The organism is Pseudomonas tohonis (genome assembly GCF_012767755.2).
Lineage (GTDB): Bacteria > Pseudomonadota > Gammaproteobacteria > Pseudomonadales > Pseudomonadaceae > Metapseudomonas > Metapseudomonas tohonis.
On the sequence record NZ_AP023189.1, the window covers coordinates 600,371 to 617,156 of the forward strand.

The window sequence follows — 16,786 nt, forward strand, 5'->3', positions numbered from 1 at the left end:
GATTAGCGGTTGCGGGTCAGCAGCGCCGGCTTCTCGCCACGGGGGCGGCTGTTGGACAGCTGGTCCAACTGCTCCGCGGTGGGGAAGCGATCACCCTTGGACTCCTTGTGGATGATCTTCGGCTGCGGCTTGCGCGGCTCCTGCACGGCGGGTTCTTCACGGGAGCGGGAGCTGCGCTGCTCGTCGCGACGACCCTGGCCGCCACCGTTACCACGGCCTTGGCCCTGGCCATTGCGGCGCTGGCCGTTGCCGGCGCCCTGGCCGGAACCACCGCCACCGCTGCGGGCCTTGCCCTGGCCGGCGCCCTGGCCACGCGCACCGGCGCCCTGGCCCTGGCTTCTGCCCTGGTTCTGGCCCTGCCCCTGGCCCTGCCCCTGGCCGCCACGGCGGTTGCGGCTCTGGGTCTTGTCCGGGTAGGGGCTGACGTAGTCGGCACGGTTGCCGAAGTTGTCCACGTCGTCGTCGAGGAACTCTTCCGGGTCGCGATCACGCGGGGGCTGCGGCGGGCGTGCCGGACGAGCCTGCTGGGGCTGGTTGTTGTTGCCGGCTGCCGGTTGGGCGTTCTCGCCTTCCTTGCCTTTGCCCTTGCCGCGGCGGTTGCGGCTCTTGCGCGGCTTGCCTTCGCCGTCGGCGGCGGGCGGGGTGGCCCCTTCGCGCTTCGGACGGTCGGCACGCGGCTGGCGGGCCGGTTGCGGCGGGCGCACGTCGGGGCGTTCGGCTTCCACGGTGGAGGCGTCGAAGCCCTGCATGTCGCCATCGGGGATGCGCTGCTTGGTCAGGCGCTCGATGGCCTTGAGCAGCTTCTCTTCGTCGGGGGCGACCAGGGAAATGGCCTCGCCGCTACGGCCGGCACGACCGGTGCGGCCGATGCGGTGCACGTAGTCTTCCTCGACGTTGGGCAGCTCGTAGTTGACCACGTGGGGCAACTGGTCGATGTCCAGGCCGCGGGCGGCGATGTCGGTGGCGACCAGGATGCGCACGCTGTTGGCCTTGAAGTCGGCCAGGGCCTTGGTGCGCGCGTTCTGGCTCTTGTTGCCGTGGATCGCGGCAGCCGGCAGGCCATGCTTGTCGAGGTACTCGGCCAGGCGGTTGGCACCGTGCTTGGTACGGGTGAACACCAGCACCTGTTCCCAGGCGCCGACCGTGACCAGGTGGGCCAGCAAGGCACGCTTGTGGTTGGCCGGGAGGCGGAACACCCGCTGCTCGATGCGCTCGACCGTGGTGTTCGGCGGGGTCACTTCGATGCGCTCGGGGTTGTGCAGGAGCTTGCCGGCGAGGTCGGTGATGTCCTTGGAGAAGGTCGCCGAGAACAGCAGGTTCTGGCGCTTGGCCGGGAGGCGCGCGAGGACCTTCTTCACATCGTGGATGAAGCCCATGTCGAGCATGCGGTCGGCTTCGTCCAGCACGAGGATTTCCACGTGGGAGAGGTCGATGCTGCCCTGGCCCACGAGGTCCAGCAGGCGCCCGGGGCAGGCCACGAGGACGTCGACGCCCTTGGCCACGGCCTGGACCTGCGGGTTCATGCCGACACCGCCGAAGATGCAGGCGCTGGCCAGCGGCAGGTCACGTGCATAGACCTTGAAGCTGTCGTGGACCTGGGCGGCGAGTTCGCGCGTCGGGGTCAGGACCAGTACGCGGGCCTGGCGCGGGCCATGGCGGTGCGACTTGTCCGGGTGGCCGTTGGGGAAGAGGCGCTCGAGAACCGGAAGGGCGAAGCCGCCGGTCTTGCCAGTGCCAGTCTGTGCCGCAACCATCAGGTCGCGACCTTGCAACACGGCGGGGATGGCCCGCTGTTGCACCGGAGTGGGCTGGTTGTAGCCGGCTGCTTCCACAGCACCGACTAAAGCCTCGGAGAGACCGAGGGAGGCAAAGGACATGGGAGATCCTGTCTAGTTAGGGCTTGGCCCGGGGGAGTGTCTGCCTGGCTAGAAAATCGCAGCGGGGAGGCGCGATTCCCGTCCGGTCCTGCTGGCCTGGGGGGCCAACATCCGGGCGTATGCCTGGCGGGAGCCGGGAGTATAACAGAGCATTTCCGGCGTGCAGCCTATCGACTGCTCAACGGCGTTCGCGCCGCGACCGCCTGGCCGGGCGCGAGGTAACGCGCCTGCAGCGCGGCGTAGCCCGGCTCCTCTTTGAAACGGCGCAACTCCTCGGCGAAGCGCCGGGCCAGCTCCTGCAGTTCCGGAGCCCGGCGGAAGGCGATGTAGAGGGCGTCCTCGCCCACGGCCAGGGGATGGTGGGCGATCTGTCGCGACAGCCCCAGCCGTTCGGCGAGGTAGAGCCCGGCGCGGCGGTCGTTGACCACCAGGTCGACGCGGTCGCGCACCAGCTTGCCGAAGTTGGCCTCGTGGCTGGGGGCGGGCTCGCGGGTGAACAGCGGCGAGGTGCGGAAGGCCGTGTCGCCATACCAGTAGCCGGGCGAGACGCCGACCTTCAGGCCCTGCAGATCCTGCAGGCCCGTGAAGGGGTAGGGCCGCGAGCGGTCGTAGAAGAGCACGAACTCGGTATGCGACAGCGGCTCCTCGGCGAAATGCATGAGCGTGCGGCGTTCGGCGGTCATGAAGATGTCCAGGATCGCGTCGGCCTGGCCGTTCTCCATCTCGGTGAGGCAGCGCTTCCAGGGCATGAACTGCCACTGCACCTGCACGCCCAGGCGGCGGAACACTTCCTCGGCGGCGCCAAGGTCCAGGCCGCGTGCCTGGCCGTCCTCTTCGAACACGTAGGGCGCCCAGGGGTCCGTGACGATGCGCAGCGGCCCCGCCTGGGCAAGGGGGCCGAGGCAGGCGATCAGCAGCAGGGCGAGGAGGCGGCGGAATGCTGGCATAGGGCCAGAATACGCGGCGCCCTCCAGGCTGGGAAGTGATCGCCGCCGGGCCTCGATGGTTCAGGGATTGAGCAGGAACACCACGTAGCCGCGGAACCAGGGGCTGTCTTCCAGGTACTCCGGGGCCTTCCATTCGCCGCCCTGGACCAGGCCGATGCGGTAGGGCAGCTGCAGCCTGGCGACGCGGGGCAGGTAGCGGGCGTTGTCGGGGATGCTGTGGCGGCCCTGGTAGGTCTGTACCACCACCTCGTCGAGCACCTTGCCCAGGCGGTTGAGCACCGCCGGGTCGCCGTTGCTGCCCCAGTCGAGCAGCCCGGTGATGCCGAGGCGGTACTGGCGGGGCAGGCGCTGGCGCAGCTGCTCGAGGAAATCGGCGTAGCCGTCCAGGTGCAGGGTGCGGGCGTCGAAGTCGATCTGCACGCCGACCACCGGGTTGCCCGCGCGGCGCCAGCGCTCGAGCTGGGCGAGAAGGGTGGCGTAGACGGGCTCGGTCCAGCGCAGGGTATGGGCGCGGTACACCACCCAGACCTCGCCTTGCGACAGGCGCGGCACCGCCATGCCCTGGGCGATGAAGCGCGCCTGCGGGTCGCCGCTCTGGCGCGGCCCGTCGATCTGGCCCTGGAGGATGTAGAGTGTGCGCGCCTCGGCCAGCACCGCCTGGGAACGCACGCCGCTCCAGACCCAGAAGGCGTCGTAGTCGGCGGCATCCACCCGCTCCCCGGCGAGGCCGGGAAGGATCGCCAGGGCCAGCAGCAGGGCCAGTGCCCTGGCGATCACGCGTTGCTTACCAGTAGTACTTGAGCTTCTGCGCCCAGGGGTTGCCCGGGTAGTTCTTCTTCAGGTCCTGGAACCACTGCTTGCGCTGGGACTTGGCGATGTCCTGGCCGTCGCAGGTGTTGTAGCCGGCGGGGGCGAAGCAGTTCACCGCGCGGAATAGCGCATAGGCCATTTCGTCGGCGCTGGCGTGGGGGTCGTCGATGGTCCGCTGGTAGCCGGCCAGGCGCGACCAGGGCGAGCCGGGGAAGTCGGTGGTCGAGCCGCCCAGCTCGTCCTTCGGCGGCTGGTCGTTGAGGCTGAAACCATCCAGGCCGTTGGTGCGGATGAAATCGCCCAGGCAGTTGAGTGCCAGGCCGTCGCCGTCGTTCTCCTGCAGCCGCCCGGCGACCTTGGCCAGCGATGGGCAGGCGTACTCGCCGGCGCCGGACTGGCCGGCCCAGGCGAAGCGGCCGAGGGCCCAGGTGGCGCCTTCCTCTACCTTGGGCGCCGGGCTGGGCAGCAGGGCGAGGTCTTGCTGGAAGTGGGCGTAGTCGCCGAACACCAGCTCCTTGTAGAGCAGGGTGAACAGGGCGGTGTCACGCTCGGCGGCGGGCGCGGCGCCATCCTTGGCCTGCTGGCGCAGCAGGTCGGCGGAGGCGAGGTTGCGCAGGACGATCTCGCGGATCGGCGCGGTGCGGATGGGCGAGTCGGCGGCGAAGATCTCGGCCACCTTGCCAGTGCGCGACAGGTTCAGCGCCAGGGCCAGTTCGAGCTGGCCGCGCTGCAGCGCGGACGGCTGGCGGGACAGCAGCTGCAGCCAGAGCTCGCGCGCCGCGTCGGGTTTGCCGGTGGCTTCCAGTGCCAGGCCACGCAGGGTTTCCTGGCTGAAAACCAGCAGGCCCATGGGTGCCTGGGTGTCGCCGGCGGGCAGGGCCGCCAGGGCCTTGGCGGCATCGCCACCGCGGTAGAAGTGCCAGGCCGCGACGAGGTAGTCGTGCAGGCCGGGTTGGCTGGCGAAGCGCTGCTTCTGCGCCTGCAACTGCTCCAGGCTGATGCTCGGGCTGAGCTCGCTGCCGGGCTTGCGCAGGCGGATCAGGTCCATCACCGCGAGCAGGGTCGGGTCCTGCACGTCCTCGGGCTTGAGCGCCGGCAGCAGCTTGACGTCGAGCTCCTCGATCAGCGCGCGGCCGCTCATGTTGCGCTGGGCGCTGTCCTCGTCCTGGGCGAACTGCCAGGCGTACTCGGCGGCGAACTTGCGCGGGTCGTCCAGCAGCCAGTAGACCTTGCGCAGCAGGCCGCGCGCGGAGGCGTGGTAGAGCCCTTCGGGGTAGGCCTGCAGGTAGGCCTTGAGGCCGGACTCGGCGCTGGCCATGGCGTTGCGGTCGATCTTGGCCAGGTCGGGGATGCCGTACTCGTCGAAGGCGTCCTGCTGGGCCTGGTTCAGCTCCACGCGCGCCTGCATGTACAGGGCGGTTTCCTTGAGCCAGGGCTGCTCGCTGCTGGCGAGGCCGGTGAACTGCTGACGGGCGCCGGCGAAGTCGCCCCGGTAGAACGCGTCGGCACCGGCCAGGTAGCTGGCGAAGGCCTGGGCGACGGGGGAGGTGAGCAGGGTCCCGGCGGGCAGCACGTCTTCGGGTTGCGGGTCGCCCTCGCCGCAGACGGTGAGCAGGTTGACGCGGCTGTCGGCCAGCGCCTTGCGCTCGCCGGCCGAAAGCGCCTCGGTGCCGGCCAGTTGGTCGACGAAGGCATGGGCGCTGTCGAAGTCGTTGCTGCGGCAGCGATTGCCTTCGCCTTCGGCGAAGTAGTGCTCGGCCAGGTCGGTCTCGCCCAGCTCCACGCCCAGTTGCTCGAGCGCCAGGGAGAGGTTCTCCTTGCGCAGGTCCTTCTGCTCGGCCTCGGCATCCCCGGCTTCGCCTTCCGCGCTTTCACCGCCGTTCTCGCTGGCGGCCGCCTCGGCATTGGCCGGGTCGAGCATCTCTAGGGTGAAGGGCACCTGGGCGTAGCCGTCCTCGTAGCCGCTGGTGGACTTCAGCGTCTCCGGCAGGCGCAGGCGGCCGGCGTCGGCCAGCAGCAACTGCAGGTTGGCGCGGCTGTCGTTGCCGGGGCTGAGGAAGGGCAGGTTGCTGCACCCCATCAGCTGGTCGCCGGCGATGGCCCAGGTCGGGCTGCAGACGAAGTCGAAGCTGGCGAAGGCGCTGGGGCTGGCGCAGCCGATCAGGAGGGCGAGCGGGGCGAGGCGGAGGGTGGTCTTCATGGTGTCTTCCTTGAGTGAAGGGGCCGGCGCATCCTGCCGCCGGCCCTTCGCCTCAACGTGGCAGTTTGAGGTTGTTCCAGATGGCCAGGCTGGGTTCGGCCTGGTTCAGGGTGTAGAAGTGCAGCCCCGGTGCGCCACCCTGGAGCAGGCGCTCGCACATCTCGCTGACCACCTGCTCGCCGAAGGCCTGGATGCTTTCCAGGTCGTCGCCGTAGGCTTCCAGCTGCTTGCGGACCCAGCGCGGGATCTCGGCGCCGCAGGCATCGGAGAAGCGCGCCAGCTTGCTGTAGTTGGTGATCGGCATGATGCCCGGGACGATCGGCAGGTCCACGCCCAGCTTGCGTACGCGGTCGACGAAGTAGAAGTAGCAGTCGGCGCTGAAGAAGTACTGGGTGATGGCGCTGTCGGCGCCGGCTTTCGCCTTGCGGGCGAAGTTGGCCAGGTCGTCTTCGAAGTTGCGTGCCTGGGGGTGTACTTCCGGGTAGGCGGCGACTTCGATGTGGAAGTGATCGCCCGTCTCGGCGCGGATGAACTCGACCAGTTCGTTGGCGTGGCGCAGCTCGCCGCTGGCCATGCCCATGCCCGAGGGCAGGTCGCCGCGCAGCGCGACGATGCGCGTGATGCCGGCGGCCTTGTACTGCTCGAGCAGGCTGCGCAGGTCGGCCTTGCTGTCGCCGACGCAGGAGAGGTGCGGCGCGGTCGGCACCTTCACGTCGCCATCGAGCTGCAGCACGGTGTTGAGGGTACGGTCGCGGGTCGAGCCACCGGCACCGTAGGTGCAGGAGAAGAAGTCCGGCTTGTAGGTGGCCAGCTGACGCGCGGTGTTCAGCAGTTTTTCATGCCCGGCTTCGGTCTTGGTAGGGAAGAACTCGAAGCTGTAGCGGCGTTCTTGAGACATGAAGAGTTCCAAGCTTGAAGCCGTAAGCTCGAAGCCGGAAGTGGGAGCACCTGCGTGCTTGGCTTCCAGCTTCTAGCTTCTGGCTTTATTGGTTAGTAGCGATAGCTGTCCGGCTTGAACGGGCCGGAGGCGTCGACGCCGATGTAGTCGGCCTGCTGCTTGGTCAGCTGGGTGACTACGCCACCGAAGCCCTTGACCATTTCCAGCGCCACTTCCTCGTCCAGTTTCTTCGGCAGTACTTCCACGGTCAGGCGCTCGGCTTTCTTCTCGGCGGAGAGGTCGGCGAACTTCTGTTCGAACAGGAAGATCTGCGCCAGCACCTGGTTGGCGAAGGAGCCGTCCATGATGCGGCTCGGGTGGCCGGTGGCGTTGCCCAGGTTCACCAGGCGGCCTTCGGCCAGCAGGATCAGGTAGTCGTCGTTGGCCGGATCGAAGCTGCCGGCGCCGGTGCGGTGGACCTTGTGCACCTGCGGCTTGACCTCTTCCCAGGCCCAGTTCTTGCGCATGAAGGCGGTGTCGATCTCGTTGTCGAAGTGACCGATGTTGCACACCACGGCGCGTTTCTTCAGGGCCTTGAGCATGCCGGCGTCGCAGACGTTGACGTTGCCGGTGGTGGTGACGATCAGGTCGATCTTGCCCAGCAGGGCGGCGTCGACGCTGGCTTCGGTGCCGTCATTGATGCCGTTCTTGTAGGGGGAGACCAGCTCGAAGCCGTCCATGCAGGCCTGCATGGCGCAGATCGGGTCGATCTCGGAAACCTTGACGATCATGCCTTCCTGGCGCAGGGACTGGGCGGAGCCCTTGCCCACGTCGCCGTAGCCGATCACCAGGGCCTGCTTGCCCGACAGCAGGTGGTCGGTGCCGCGCTTGATGGCGTCGTTCAGGCTGTGGCGGCAGCCGTACTTGTTGTCGTTCTTGCTCTTGGTCACGGCGTCGTTGACGTTGATCGCCGGGACTTTCAGGGTGCCGGCCTTGAGCATGTCGAGCAGACGGTGCACACCGGTGGTGGTCTCTTCGGTCACGCCGTGGATGCGCTCGAGCATCTGCGGGTATTTCTTGTGCAGGATCTCGGTCAGGTCACCGCCGTCGTCCAGCACCATGTTGGCGTCCCAGGGCTGGCCGTCCTTGAGGATGGTCTGCTCGATGCACCACTCGTACTCCTGCTCGGTCTCGCCTTTCCAGGCGAACACCGGGATGCCGGCGGCGGCGATGGCAGCAGCGGCCTGGTCCTGGGTGGAGAAGATGTTGCAGGACGACCAGCGGACTTCCGCGCCCAGGGCGGTCAGCGTCTCGATCAGCACGCCGGTCTGGATGGTCATGTGGATGCAGCCGAGGATCTTCGCGCCCTTGAGCGGTTGGCTGGCCGCGTACTTGCGACGCAGGCCCATCAGGGCGGGCATTTCGGACTCGGCGATGATCAGCTCGCGACGGCCCCAGGCGGCCAGGGAAATGTCGGCGACCTTGTAATCGTTGAAATCGGCAGGCGTGATGACAGCGCTCATGCGTACTCTCCATTCGTTGTGTGCGAATGGGCGCCGTTGATGCGTTTGGATAACGCCCCATCCGAGCCTGACAGACCCCTTGGAGAACAGGCCTGCTGCAGCGCCCCTCGGACAGGTGGCGGGCGCGGCCGGTGGCCGCGTGAAGCCGGGGGATTATAGCTGCGCGAGGCGATCTGCCCAAGGTTTTCCGTCGTCCGGCGCGCGAACTATCAGGGTGATCGATTTCGTTGCGGGGACAGCGCGTCGGGCCTCTGCCATCATCCCCGGCGTCATCGACGCAAGGAGAAGGACGCATGAATTTCCATACGCGCAAATGGGTCAAGCCCGAGGACCTCAACCCCAACGGCACCCTCTTCGGCGGCAGCCTGCTGAAGTGGATCGACGAGGAGGCGGCGATCTACGCCATCATCCAGCTCGGCAGCCAGCGCGTGGTGACCAAGATGATGTCGGAGATCAACTTCGTCAGCTCGGCCCGCCAGAGCGACATCATCGAGCTGGGCATCACCGCCACCGAGTTCGGCCGCACCTCCATGACCATGCGTTGCGAGGTGCGCAACAAGATCACCCGCAAGAGCATCCTCACCATCGACCGCATGGTCTTCGTCAACCTGGGCGAGGACGGCAAGCCCGCGCCGCACGGCAAGACGGAGATCACCTACATACGCGACCAGTTCAAGGATTGACCGCTACCAGCGGCCGGAGGCTCCGCCACCGCCGCTGGAACCACCGCCACCGCTGAAGCCGCCGCCGGAGCTGCCGGACGAGCTGCTCGAGCTGCTGTCCGACGAACTGCCGGAGGAGCCCGAGCCGACGCTGAACTGCCAGGTCGACAGCGGCGCGACGGTGAAGATGAACACGAACAGGCCGATGAAGCCCGCCGTGAGGGTGAAGAACAGCAGCAGGTCGATGGGTGTGAGGGTGACCAGGCAATACGCCAGGGTCGCCCCCGTCACCAGGCCGACGCAGGAGAAGTAGCGCTGCACGCTGTGCTGCCGCGCCCAGGGCCTGGGAATGCGCTTGACCAGGGCCGGTGCGACGAAGAACTGGGCGAAGAACAGCACCAGGCTGAACAGGTTGATGGTGTCCGGCTGGCGGTTGCCGCCAACCGGCTCCGGCAGCGTCTCGCCGCGCACCAGGCCCGAGAGGGCATCGGTGCCGGCCTGGATGCCGCCGAAGAAATCCCCCTCACGGAAGGCCGGGGTGATGCGCTCGCGGATGATGCGCGAGGCCAGCACGTCGGTCACCGCGCCCTCCAGCCCGTAACCCACCTCGATGCGCAGCGCGCGGTCGTCCTTGGCCACCAGCAGCAGGATGCCGTCGTCCACGCCCTTGCGCCCGAGCTTCCACTGCTCGAACACGCGGATGGCATAGGCCTCGATGCTTTCCTCGCCGGTACTGGGGATGATCAGCACCGCGATCTGGGCGCCTTTTTCCTTCTCCAGCGCGGCGAGCCGGTCTTCGAGGGCGGCCCCCTGGCTGGCGTCCAGGGTGGCGGTGAGGTCGGTGACCCGCTGCTTGAGGGCCGGCACCGGCTGTGCGGCGGCGAAGCAGGAGCCGGCCAGCACCAGCAGCAGGGTGAGCAGTGCGGCGCGCATGGTCAGCCCTCGCGATGCGGGGTGGTGAAATCGACCTTGGGTGCGACCGAGACCTCCGCCTCGTTGGCGACGCTGAAGCTGGCCTTGGGCTCGTAGCCGAAAGCCATGGCGGTCAGGTTGCCGGGGAACTGGCGCACCAGCACGTTGTAGGCCTGCACGGCCTTGACGTAGCGCGAACGCGCCACGGTGATGCGGTTCTCGGTGCCCTCCAGCTGCGCCAGCAGGTCCTGGAACAGGCCGTCGGCCTTGAGCTGCGGGTAGTTCTCGCTCACCGCGAGCAGGCGCGAGAGCGCCGAGCTGAGCTGGCCCTGGGCATTCTGGAAGTTCTTCACCGCCTGCTCGTCCGTGAGCTGGCCGGCATCGAGGTGGACGCTGCCGACCCGCGCGCGGGCGTCGCTGACCTGGGCGAGCACGGCCTGTTCATGGGCCGCGTAGCCCTGCACGGTGCTGACCAGGTTGGGGATCAGGTCGGCGCGGCGCTGGTACTGGTTGAGCACCTCGGCCCAGTCGGCCTTGACCTGCTCGTCGGCGCTCTGCATGGCGTTGTAGCCACAGCCGCTGAGCAGCAACAGGGAAATCAGGAGGATGGCGAATCGAGGCATGGGAGTTTTCTCGTCCATGAAAAACACGCATTAGTACAGGCGATGCGCCCTGCGGACAATCGTGGCCATTGGCCGATGTGCCGATCGCCACGTTTTCGGCGGCCATGGACGCCGAACGTCGGAATCACCAGGCTCTACGCTCAACCTTCGTCCTTGGAGCCCCCATGACCCTCGCCTACTGGTGCGTGCTGATCGCGCTGTTCCTGCCCTACCTGTCCACCGCTGCGGCGAAGTTCACCGGAGGCGATTTCGGCCCTCGGCAGAACCATGATCCGCGCACCTTCCTCGCCGGGCTCGAAGGCTGGCGCAAGCGTGCCAACAACGCCCAGCTCAACGCCTTCGAGGTCACCCCGGCATTCGCCATCGCCGTGGTCATCGGTCATCTCGCCGGGGGTGCCGAGCAGGGGACGCTGGATGCCCTGGCCATCGCCTTCGTGGCCAGCCGCATCGCCTACTTCATCTGCTACCTGGCCGACTGGGCGGCGTTGCGCTCGCTGGTCTGGTTCGCCGGCATGGGGCTGATCGCCAGCTTCTTCTTCGTCGCCGCCTGATCGGTCGCGCCGGGGCTCAGCGTTGCAGCTGCGCCTCGGCGGCGTTCAATTCGCGACGGGCCTCGGCCAGCTTGGCCTCGCGCTTGGCGATCTTGCCGGCATCGCCCTTGGCCCGGGCTTCGCGGAGCTCGGCCTCGCGCTCCCGCACCTCGGCGCGACGCTTCTCGACGGCGGCTTCGCGGTCCTGGCGCAGGCCGTCGTCGGTGCAGTAGGTCCGGACGCGTGTCAGGGCCCTTTGCAGCCCGGCCACCTGGGCCTCGTTGCCATGGGCGCGCGCCTGCTCGATGCGGGCTTCGAGGGCCTGGCGCTTCGCCGCGCAGCCGGTGGGCGGCGCCTCGGTCGCGTGGGCGATGCCCGCCAGGGCCAGGCCGGCGGTGAGCAGGAGTGCAGTGCAATGGCGCATGGGTCTACCTCGATTGGATGGTGTCGGTCGCCTGCATTGTGACCGCGGATGCGCCGTCCCACGTGGCTGATCGGGCTTTCCATGATCTGCGACAAACTGTCGCCACCCTTGGTATTTGCCGGGCATCTATCGATACTGTGCGCCCCGCCCGTCGCAGCACCCCGTGATCCGCCATGAAAAGAACGACCGTCCTGACCCTGCTTTGCGCCTGCCTGACTCTCGCCGCCTGCGGTGGCGTCGACCCCAATTCGCCGCTGGGCAAGCGCCAGGCGATCTTCAAGCAGATGCTGCACACCAGCGAGGATCTCGGCGGCATGCTGCGTGGCCGCGTCGAGTTCAACGAGCAGAAGTTCGCCGAGAACGCGGTGAAGCTCGACCAGCTGTCCCATGAGCCCTGGCAGCACTTCCCCAAGGTGCGTGACGAAGGCGACAGCGACGCCCGTGATGACGTCTGGCAGCGCCAGGAGCGTTTCCAGAGCCTGGCCCGCGAGCTGGAAGCCGCTACCGGCCAACTGGCCGCCGCCACGGCGAAGCGCCCCCTGGACCCGGACGCCATGGCTCCGCTGGTGCAGAAGGCCGAGGACGCCTGCGAGGCGTGCCACAAGGAATTCCGCGCCTACTGAGGCGCGGCCCCGAAGCCATCCACCTGTGCTTTCGCCAGGCGCTCTTGCAGCGCCTGGACTTCCGGGTGGTGGAAAAACGCCCGCAGCTGTCGCGCGCGCTCGGGGCCCAGGCCTGGCACGGCTTGCCATTGCGCCTCCGAACGGGCGGCCAGTTTCTCCCAGCCGCCCTCCAGGTCGGCGTTGCCGCTGGGCGGCAGGCCGAGGGCCTTCAGCCAGCGGGCGAAGGGTTGCCGCCTGGCCTCGGCCGCCGCCTCCCGGAAGCGCCGGGCATTGCGGTGAGCGAAGCCCGGTAGCCTGGCCAACTCTTCTTCTTCCAGCTCCAGCCAGTCCAGCAGACCTTCCATCCTGCCGGCCGCCAGCAGCCGCTCCCAGGTACCGGGGCCGACGCCGCGCATCGCCAGGCCACCGCTGCCGGACAGCCACTCCAGGCGTGCACGGAACTGCGCCTCGCAGCCGGGCGTCGGGTGCCAGCAGCTCAGGGCGTGCAGGGCGGTCGGGTCCGGCACCTCCAGTTCCACGCGCTCGCCTGCCCGCAGCACCACCGACTCCAGGCGCGGGATGGTCAGCCCGGCCAGGGCGACGGCGACCTGGTCGCCGGGGCGGATATCCAGCTCGCGCCAGTGCTCCAGGGAACCCAGGCTGACCCGCTGGATGCGCCGGTCCTCCAGCGTCACGGGCGAGAGCAGCAGGCGCGGGGTGATGCGCCCGGTGCGGCCGACCAGAAATTCCACCCGCCGCACCTCGGCCAGGGCCTGGGCGAAGGGGTACTTCCAGGCGATGGCCCAGTGCGGCGGTCGTGCTTCCCAGTTGCGTGCGGCGGGCACCACGCCCTGGCGGACCACCACGCCATCGCTGGCGAAAGGCAGGCCGCTGCGATACCAGTGCTCGCGCCAGTGCGCCACCTGGTCGGCGCTTCGCACCGGCAGGGTATGGCGCTGGGTGTCGGCGAAGCCCAGGCGGGTCAGCCCGTCCAGGCGTTGCAGCATGCCGCCGGGGCCGCCGGGCCAGTCCCAGACGAACAGCCCGATGCCGCGGGCCTCCTCATCCGCCAGGTGCTGCCTGGCCATCAACCCGGCGACCCTGCCCCGTGCGCCGCGCCCTCCGGCCTGCGCCTGCACGTGCCCGGGCAGCGACCAGTAGAGTTCGCCCTGCAGCACCAGGTCGCCCGGGTCGGCGAGGCGCTCGGGGATGGCCGGGATGCGCCGGGCGTTGGCCGTCCAGTCTTCGCCGCGCTCGCCATCGCCACGGCTGATGGCTTGCTGCAGGCGGCCGCCGCGGTAGACCAGGGTCACCGCCACGCCGTCCACCTTGGGCTGCACCCAGAGGTCGTCGCGGCCGCGCATCCAGGCGCGCAGCGCCTTGGCGTCCTCCAGCTTGTCGAGGCCGGTCTGGGCGACGGGGTGCGTGTGCTTGCCGCCCACCGTCGACAGGGGCTGCGTTTCCTGCGCCTCGGCCTGGGGGAAGCACTGGCGCAGTTCGGCGAAGCGCGAACGCACCTGGTCGTAGATCTCGTCGGGGACCGGCGAGAGGCGGTCGCGGTGGTAGCTGTGCTCCCAGCCCGACAGCTGTTCATGCAGGGCGTGCAGTTCGCGCTTGGCGCGGGCATCGCTCCAGGGCGGACAATCGTCGGCGGCCAGGGCTATGCCGGGCAGGCCGAGGATCAGGGCAAGCAGGTGGGTAGACAGGGGGTTGGGCATGCGGGCCTCCGTGCGAACGATCCGGGCTCCATGCCCGGGGGACGCAGGAATACACCCTGTGCGGCGTCATCGCGCTCGCGAACCGCCGGGCCCTGGGCGGGACCCTGGCAGGTGGGAGGGCGGTGCGGCGCCGGGGTGGGCAGGTGGCTGGCGGGAGCGGGGGCCCCTGCCCTGTGCTGCGACGGCAAGGGGGAATGCGCCAATGCGATGGATTCGACGGGCTGGCGCTGCGAGGGGGAAGGGGGCGTGCGGCGGCGTCCTACAGGTGGGGCCGACTCTCGCCGGCCCCCTCTGCTCAGCCCTTGTTGGCTTGGTCGAGCTTCTCGCAGCCTTCGGACAGCTGCTTCTCGGCCTTGTCGGCCACCGAGCCGAGCAGGCTGGCGCCCAGGCCGTTCTGTTCCTTCTTGGCCTCGTCCAGCTTGGCCTGTGCTTCCGCGCTCTTTTCCTCGCAGCCCTTGTTGAGCTTGTCGCCCAGGGGGTTGCCCAGGTCGACGGCCTGCGCCTGGACGGCGAACAGGGCTGCGAAGAGGGCTGCGGGAAGAATGGAGGTGATGCGCATGGGTATCTCCTTGGGCTCCAGCGCCAATGCTTGCTCGCCCCGGGCGCTCGAGTCATCCGTGAGGGAGGGGCGAGAGGGCGCGGATTCTAGCAGCGGCGCCCCTCTGGAGGGGCAGGGGAAAGCTCGACCGATTCACGAATGCGGCGAATGGCTATCGCGCCTCTGCCGGCAGGGGCGGGGAGGCTGAAGGCCGCCCATGAAAAAGCCCGGCACAGGGCCGGGCTTTTCGTGTCGCGTGGGCCTTACAGGCCGGCGGCGGCACGCAGGGCGTCGACCTTGTCGGTCTTCTCCCAGGTGAAGGTGCTGAAGGTGTCGTTGCCGACGGTCTTCTGCTCCGGGGTACGGCCGAAGTGACCGTAGGCCGCGGTGTCGCGGTACATCGGGTGGAGCAGGTCGAGCATCTTGGTGATCGCGTAGGGACGCAGGTCGAACACGTCGCGCACCAGCTTGATGATCTTCTCTTCGGCGATCTTGTGGGTGCCGAAGGTGTTTATCGAGATGGAGGTGGGCTCGGCCACGCCGATGGCGTAGGAGACCTGGATCTCGCAACGCTCGGCCAGGCCGGCGGCGACGATGTTCTTGGCCACGTAGCGGCCGGCGTAGGCAGCGGAGCGGTCGACCTTGGACGGGTCCTTGCCGGAGAAGGCGCCGCCACCGTGGCGGGCCATGCCGCCGTAGGAGTCGACGATGATCTTGCGGCCGGTCAGGCCGCAGTCGCCCACCGGGCCACCGATCACGAAGTTGCCGGTCGGGTTGATGTGGAACTGGGTGCCCTTGTGCAGCAATTCGGCCGGCAGGGCGTGCTTGATGATCAGCTCCATCACCGCTTCGCGCAGGTCAGGCAGCGAGACCTCGGGGTTGTGCTGGGTGGACAGCACCACGGCGTCGATACCGACGACCTTGCCGTTCTCATACTGGCAGGTGACCTGGGACTTGGCGTCCGGGCGCAGCCACGGCAGCAGGCCGGACTTGCGGGCCTCGGCCTGGCGCTCGACCAGGGCGTGGGAGAAGCGGATCGGGGCCGGCATCAGCACGTCGGTCTCGTTGCTGGCGTAGCCGAACATCAGGCCCTGGTCGCCGGCACCCTGGTCTTCCGGCTTGGCGCGGTCGACACCCTGGTTGATGTCGGGGGACTGCTTGCCAATGATGTTCATCACGCCGCAGGTGGCGCCGTCGAAGCCGACGTCGGAGCTGGTGTAGCCGATGTCGCAGATGACGTCGCGGACGATCTGCTCGAGGTCGACCCAGGCGCTGGTGGTGACTTCGCCGGCGACGATGGCGACGCCGGTCTTGACCAGGGTTTCCACGGCCACGCGGGCGTGCTTGTCCTGCTCGATGATGGCGTCGAGGACGGCATCGGAGATCTGGTCGGCGATCTTGTCCGGATGGCCTTCGGACACGGACTCGGAGGTAAAGAGGGAGTATTCGCTCATCTAACGGTTCCTTTAATACCGGTGGGTGAGGTCGCTTCGCGAATCCGGCTTGGCGAAGTGCCGTACCTGAATCTGAAAGCCGTTTCTTAAACCAATGTAGAGGCTCTCGCCGGGCGCAAGCCCTGCTGCGGCGGCCCACTGGGCCAGGTCGTCCTGTTCGAAGCCGAGCCAGAGATCGCCGCAGGCCTCCCTGGCCCAGCTCTGGTTGTGGCTGCACAACTCGGTGATCAGCAGGCTGCCACCCGGAAGGAGGTGGCGGGCCAGCTGCTTCAGGGCCTCGGCCGGGGCGGCGAAATGGTGCAGGACCATGTTCAGCACCACGCAGTCGGCGGCCTCGTGTTCGTCATCCAGGGCGTCGGCGAGCTTGAGCTCGACGTTGCCCAGTCCTTCGGCAGCGCAGCGGTTGCGTGCCAGTTCCAGCATCGCCGGGCTGTTGTCCAGCGCGGTGACGCGGGCGAAGCGCCGGGCCAGGTCGGGGAGGAAGCCCCCGTCGCCCGGGCCCACTTCCAGCGCGCAGGCGCCGGCCGGCAGGTTCAGCGCGTCCAGCAGGGCCAGCACGCTGTCGCGGTACTGCGGCAGGCCGGCGATCAGGTCCTGCTGGGCCTGGAACTTCTCCGCCGAGCGGGCGAAGAACTCGCGGCTCACCGCCTCGCGCTGGGCATGGACCTCGGCGATCCGCGCCTGCACATCCGGCGGCAGATGCAGTGCATCGACCTCCTCCAGCAGCGCCCCGTGCAGGGTGCCGCCCAGGCGATCGCCCTGGGCGATGGCGCGGCGATAGAAGATCGCGTTGCCTTCGCGGCGCGTGGCCACCAGCCCGGCCTGGGACAGCACCTTGAGGTGGTGGCTCATGCCGGACTGGCCGATGGCGAAGATCTGCGCCAGCTCCAGCACCCCGAACGAATCGTTGGCCAGGGCACGCAGCACGTTCAGGCGCAGCGGGTCGCCCCCGGCCTTGCACAGGGCGGCCAGCTCGTCGCAGTCGTCGTGGCGGATCTGGGGTACGCGCAGGTTCATAGGTGGCGCAGTCTAGTCCCCGCTCCTGCGGCTCGCAACGGCAATATCAAAAAGTTTTGATATTGCCGATGG

The 16,786-nt window shown here is 68.5% G+C and carries 16 protein-coding genes and 1 riboswitch; of the genes, 3 read left to right on the top strand and 13 right to left on the bottom strand.

The window, feature by feature from the left end; all coding sequences use genetic code 11:
* Positions 1-2: 2 nt before the first annotated feature.
* The 6 genes from HSX14_RS02805 to ahcY all read right to left on the bottom strand — a co-directional run bounded on the left by HSX14_RS02805 (position 3) and on the right by ahcY (position 8,234).
* Positions 3-1,877 (bottom strand): RNA helicase RhlE2, encoded by a 1,875-nt coding sequence (locus HSX14_RS02805; RefSeq protein ID WP_173175034.1) that lies wholly within the window; start codon positions 1,875-1,877, stop codon positions 3-5.
* A 167-nt stretch (positions 1,878-2,044) separates the two neighbouring features.
* Positions 2,045-2,824 (bottom strand): substrate-binding periplasmic protein, encoded by a 780-nt coding sequence (locus HSX14_RS02810; RefSeq protein WP_173175032.1) that lies wholly within the window; start codon positions 2,822-2,824, stop codon positions 2,045-2,047.
* A 60-nt stretch (positions 2,825-2,884) separates the two neighbouring features.
* Positions 2,885-3,601: a DUF3142 domain-containing protein gene (locus HSX14_RS02815; protein ID WP_173175030.1), complete on the bottom strand. Its 717-nt coding sequence runs from the start codon at positions 3,599-3,601 to the stop codon at positions 2,885-2,887.
* A gap of 7 nt (positions 3,602-3,608) precedes the next feature.
* Positions 3,609-5,834 (bottom strand): PA5441 family protein, encoded by a 2,226-nt coding sequence (locus HSX14_RS02820; RefSeq protein WP_173175028.1) that lies wholly within the window; start codon positions 5,832-5,834, stop codon positions 3,609-3,611.
* Positions 5,835-5,886: 52 nt separating this feature from the next.
* Entirely contained in the window at positions 5,887-6,732 is an 846-nt protein-coding gene (metF, locus tag HSX14_RS02825) for a methylenetetrahydrofolate reductase [NAD(P)H] (protein WP_173175026.1), read from the bottom strand.
* Between the two features lie 92 nt (positions 6,733-6,824).
* Positions 6,825-8,234, bottom strand: a complete 1,410-nt coding sequence (gene ahcY / locus HSX14_RS02830) for an adenosylhomocysteinase (protein ID WP_173175024.1) — start codon at positions 8,232-8,234, stop codon at positions 6,825-6,827.
* 21 nt (positions 8,235-8,255) lie between these two features.
* A riboswitch (S-adenosyl-L-homocysteine riboswitch) is annotated at positions 8,256-8,349 on the bottom strand.
* Between the two features lie 178 nt (positions 8,350-8,527).
* Between ahcY and HSX14_RS02835 the strand changes: the two genes are divergently transcribed.
* Positions 8,528-8,917 (top strand): acyl-CoA thioesterase, encoded by a 390-nt coding sequence (locus HSX14_RS02835; RefSeq protein WP_173175022.1) that lies wholly within the window; start codon positions 8,528-8,530, stop codon positions 8,915-8,917.
* Positions 8,918-8,920: 3 nt separating this feature from the next.
* Here HSX14_RS02835 and HSX14_RS31385 read toward each other — a convergent pair whose 3' ends face one another.
* Both HSX14_RS31385 and HSX14_RS02845 read right to left on the bottom strand, forming a co-directional pair.
* Positions 8,921-9,829 carry a TPM domain-containing protein gene (locus HSX14_RS31385; RefSeq protein ID WP_173175020.1) on the bottom strand — a complete coding sequence of 303 codons (909 nt, stop codon included), beginning with the start codon at positions 9,827-9,829 and terminating at the stop codon, positions 8,921-8,923.
* Between the two features lie 2 nt (positions 9,830-9,831).
* Positions 9,832-10,431, bottom strand: a complete 600-nt coding sequence (locus HSX14_RS02845; RefSeq protein WP_173175018.1) for a LemA family protein — start codon at positions 10,429-10,431, stop codon at positions 9,832-9,834.
* Positions 10,432-10,595: 164 nt separating this feature from the next.
* Between HSX14_RS02845 and HSX14_RS02850 the strand changes: the two genes are divergently transcribed.
* Positions 10,596-10,982: an MAPEG family protein gene (locus tag HSX14_RS02850; RefSeq protein WP_173175016.1), complete on the top strand. Its 387-nt coding sequence runs from the start codon at positions 10,596-10,598 to the stop codon at positions 10,980-10,982.
* Positions 10,983-10,998: 16 nt separating this feature from the next.
* Here HSX14_RS02850 and HSX14_RS02855 read toward each other — a convergent pair whose 3' ends face one another.
* Positions 10,999-11,385 (bottom strand): DUF1090 domain-containing protein, encoded by a 387-nt coding sequence (locus tag HSX14_RS02855; RefSeq protein WP_173175014.1) that lies wholly within the window; start codon positions 11,383-11,385, stop codon positions 10,999-11,001.
* Positions 11,386-11,558: 173 nt separating this feature from the next.
* On the opposite strand from HSX14_RS02855, the gene HSX14_RS02860 reads away from it, so the two are divergent.
* Positions 11,559-12,008 (top strand): c-type cytochrome, encoded by a 450-nt coding sequence (locus tag HSX14_RS02860; RefSeq protein ID WP_173175012.1) that lies wholly within the window; start codon positions 11,559-11,561, stop codon positions 12,006-12,008.
* Here the strand turns inward: HSX14_RS02860 and ligB are convergent.
* The 4 genes from ligB to HSX14_RS02880 all read right to left on the bottom strand — a co-directional run bounded on the left by ligB (position 12,002) and on the right by HSX14_RS02880 (position 16,714).
* Positions 12,002-13,705 (bottom strand): NAD-dependent DNA ligase LigB, encoded by a 1,704-nt coding sequence (gene ligB / locus HSX14_RS02865; protein WP_173175010.1) that lies wholly within the window; start codon positions 13,703-13,705, stop codon positions 12,002-12,004. The two genes, HSX14_RS02860 and ligB, sit on opposite strands and share 7 nt — an antisense overlap.
* Before the next feature lie 295 nt (positions 13,706-14,000).
* Positions 14,001-14,264, bottom strand: a complete 264-nt coding sequence (locus HSX14_RS02870) for a hypothetical protein (protein WP_173175008.1) — start codon at positions 14,262-14,264, stop codon at positions 14,001-14,003.
* A gap of 242 nt (positions 14,265-14,506) precedes the next feature.
* A complete protein-coding gene (gene metK, locus HSX14_RS02875) occupies positions 14,507-15,697 on the bottom strand; it encodes a methionine adenosyltransferase (RefSeq protein ID WP_173175006.1) in 1,191 nt (396 codons plus the stop codon).
* Between the two features lie 12 nt (positions 15,698-15,709).
* Positions 15,710-16,714 carry an ArsR/SmtB family transcription factor gene (locus HSX14_RS02880; protein WP_173175004.1) on the bottom strand — a complete coding sequence of 335 codons (1,005 nt, stop codon included), beginning with the start codon at positions 16,712-16,714 and terminating at the stop codon, positions 15,710-15,712.
* Positions 16,715-16,786: the final 72 nt, after the last annotated feature.

Excerpts from the sequence above, each read along its gene's own strand:
- HSX14_RS02880 (WP_173175004.1), bottom strand. The coding sequence starts at position 16,714 with ATGAACCTGCGCGTACCCCAGATCCGCCACGACGACTGCGACGAGCTG.
- metF (WP_173175026.1), bottom strand. The coding sequence starts at position 6,732 with ATGTCTCAAGAACGCCGCTACAGCTTCGAGTTCTTCCCTACCAAGACC.
- HSX14_RS02820 (WP_173175028.1), bottom strand. The coding sequence starts at position 5,834 with ATGAAGACCACCCTCCGCCTCGCCCCGCTCGCCCTCCTGATCGGCTGC.
- HSX14_RS02870 (WP_173175008.1), bottom strand. The coding sequence starts at position 14,264 with ATGCGCATCACCTCCATTCTTCCCGCAGCCCTCTTCGCAGCCCTGTTC.
- HSX14_RS02805 (WP_173175034.1), bottom strand. The coding sequence starts at position 1,877 with ATGTCCTTTGCCTCCCTCGGTCTCTCCGAGGCTTTAGTCGGTGCTGTG.
- HSX14_RS02860 (WP_173175012.1), top strand. The coding sequence starts at position 11,559 with ATGAAAAGAACGACCGTCCTGACCCTGCTTTGCGCCTGCCTGACTCTC.
- HSX14_RS31385 (WP_173175020.1), bottom strand. The coding sequence starts at position 9,829 with ATGCGCGCCGCACTGCTCACCCTGCTGCTGGTGCTGGCCGGCTCCTGC.
- HSX14_RS02835 (WP_173175022.1), top strand. The coding sequence starts at position 8,528 with ATGAATTTCCATACGCGCAAATGGGTCAAGCCCGAGGACCTCAACCCC.
- ahcY (WP_173175024.1), bottom strand. The coding sequence starts at position 8,234 with ATGAGCGCTGTCATCACGCCTGCCGATTTCAACGATTACAAGGTCGCC.
- HSX14_RS02810 (WP_173175032.1), bottom strand. The coding sequence starts at position 2,824 with ATGCCAGCATTCCGCCGCCTCCTCGCCCTGCTGCTGATCGCCTGCCTC.
- HSX14_RS02850 (WP_173175016.1), top strand. The coding sequence starts at position 10,596 with ATGACCCTCGCCTACTGGTGCGTGCTGATCGCGCTGTTCCTGCCCTAC.
- HSX14_RS02845 (WP_173175018.1), bottom strand. The coding sequence starts at position 10,431 with ATGCCTCGATTCGCCATCCTCCTGATTTCCCTGTTGCTGCTCAGCGGC.
- ligB (WP_173175010.1), bottom strand. The coding sequence starts at position 13,705 with ATGCCCAACCCCCTGTCTACCCACCTGCTTGCCCTGATCCTCGGCCTG.
- HSX14_RS02855 (WP_173175014.1), bottom strand. The coding sequence starts at position 11,385 with ATGCGCCATTGCACTGCACTCCTGCTCACCGCCGGCCTGGCCCTGGCG.
- metK (WP_173175006.1), bottom strand. The coding sequence starts at position 15,697 with ATGAGCGAATACTCCCTCTTTACCTCCGAGTCCGTGTCCGAAGGCCAT.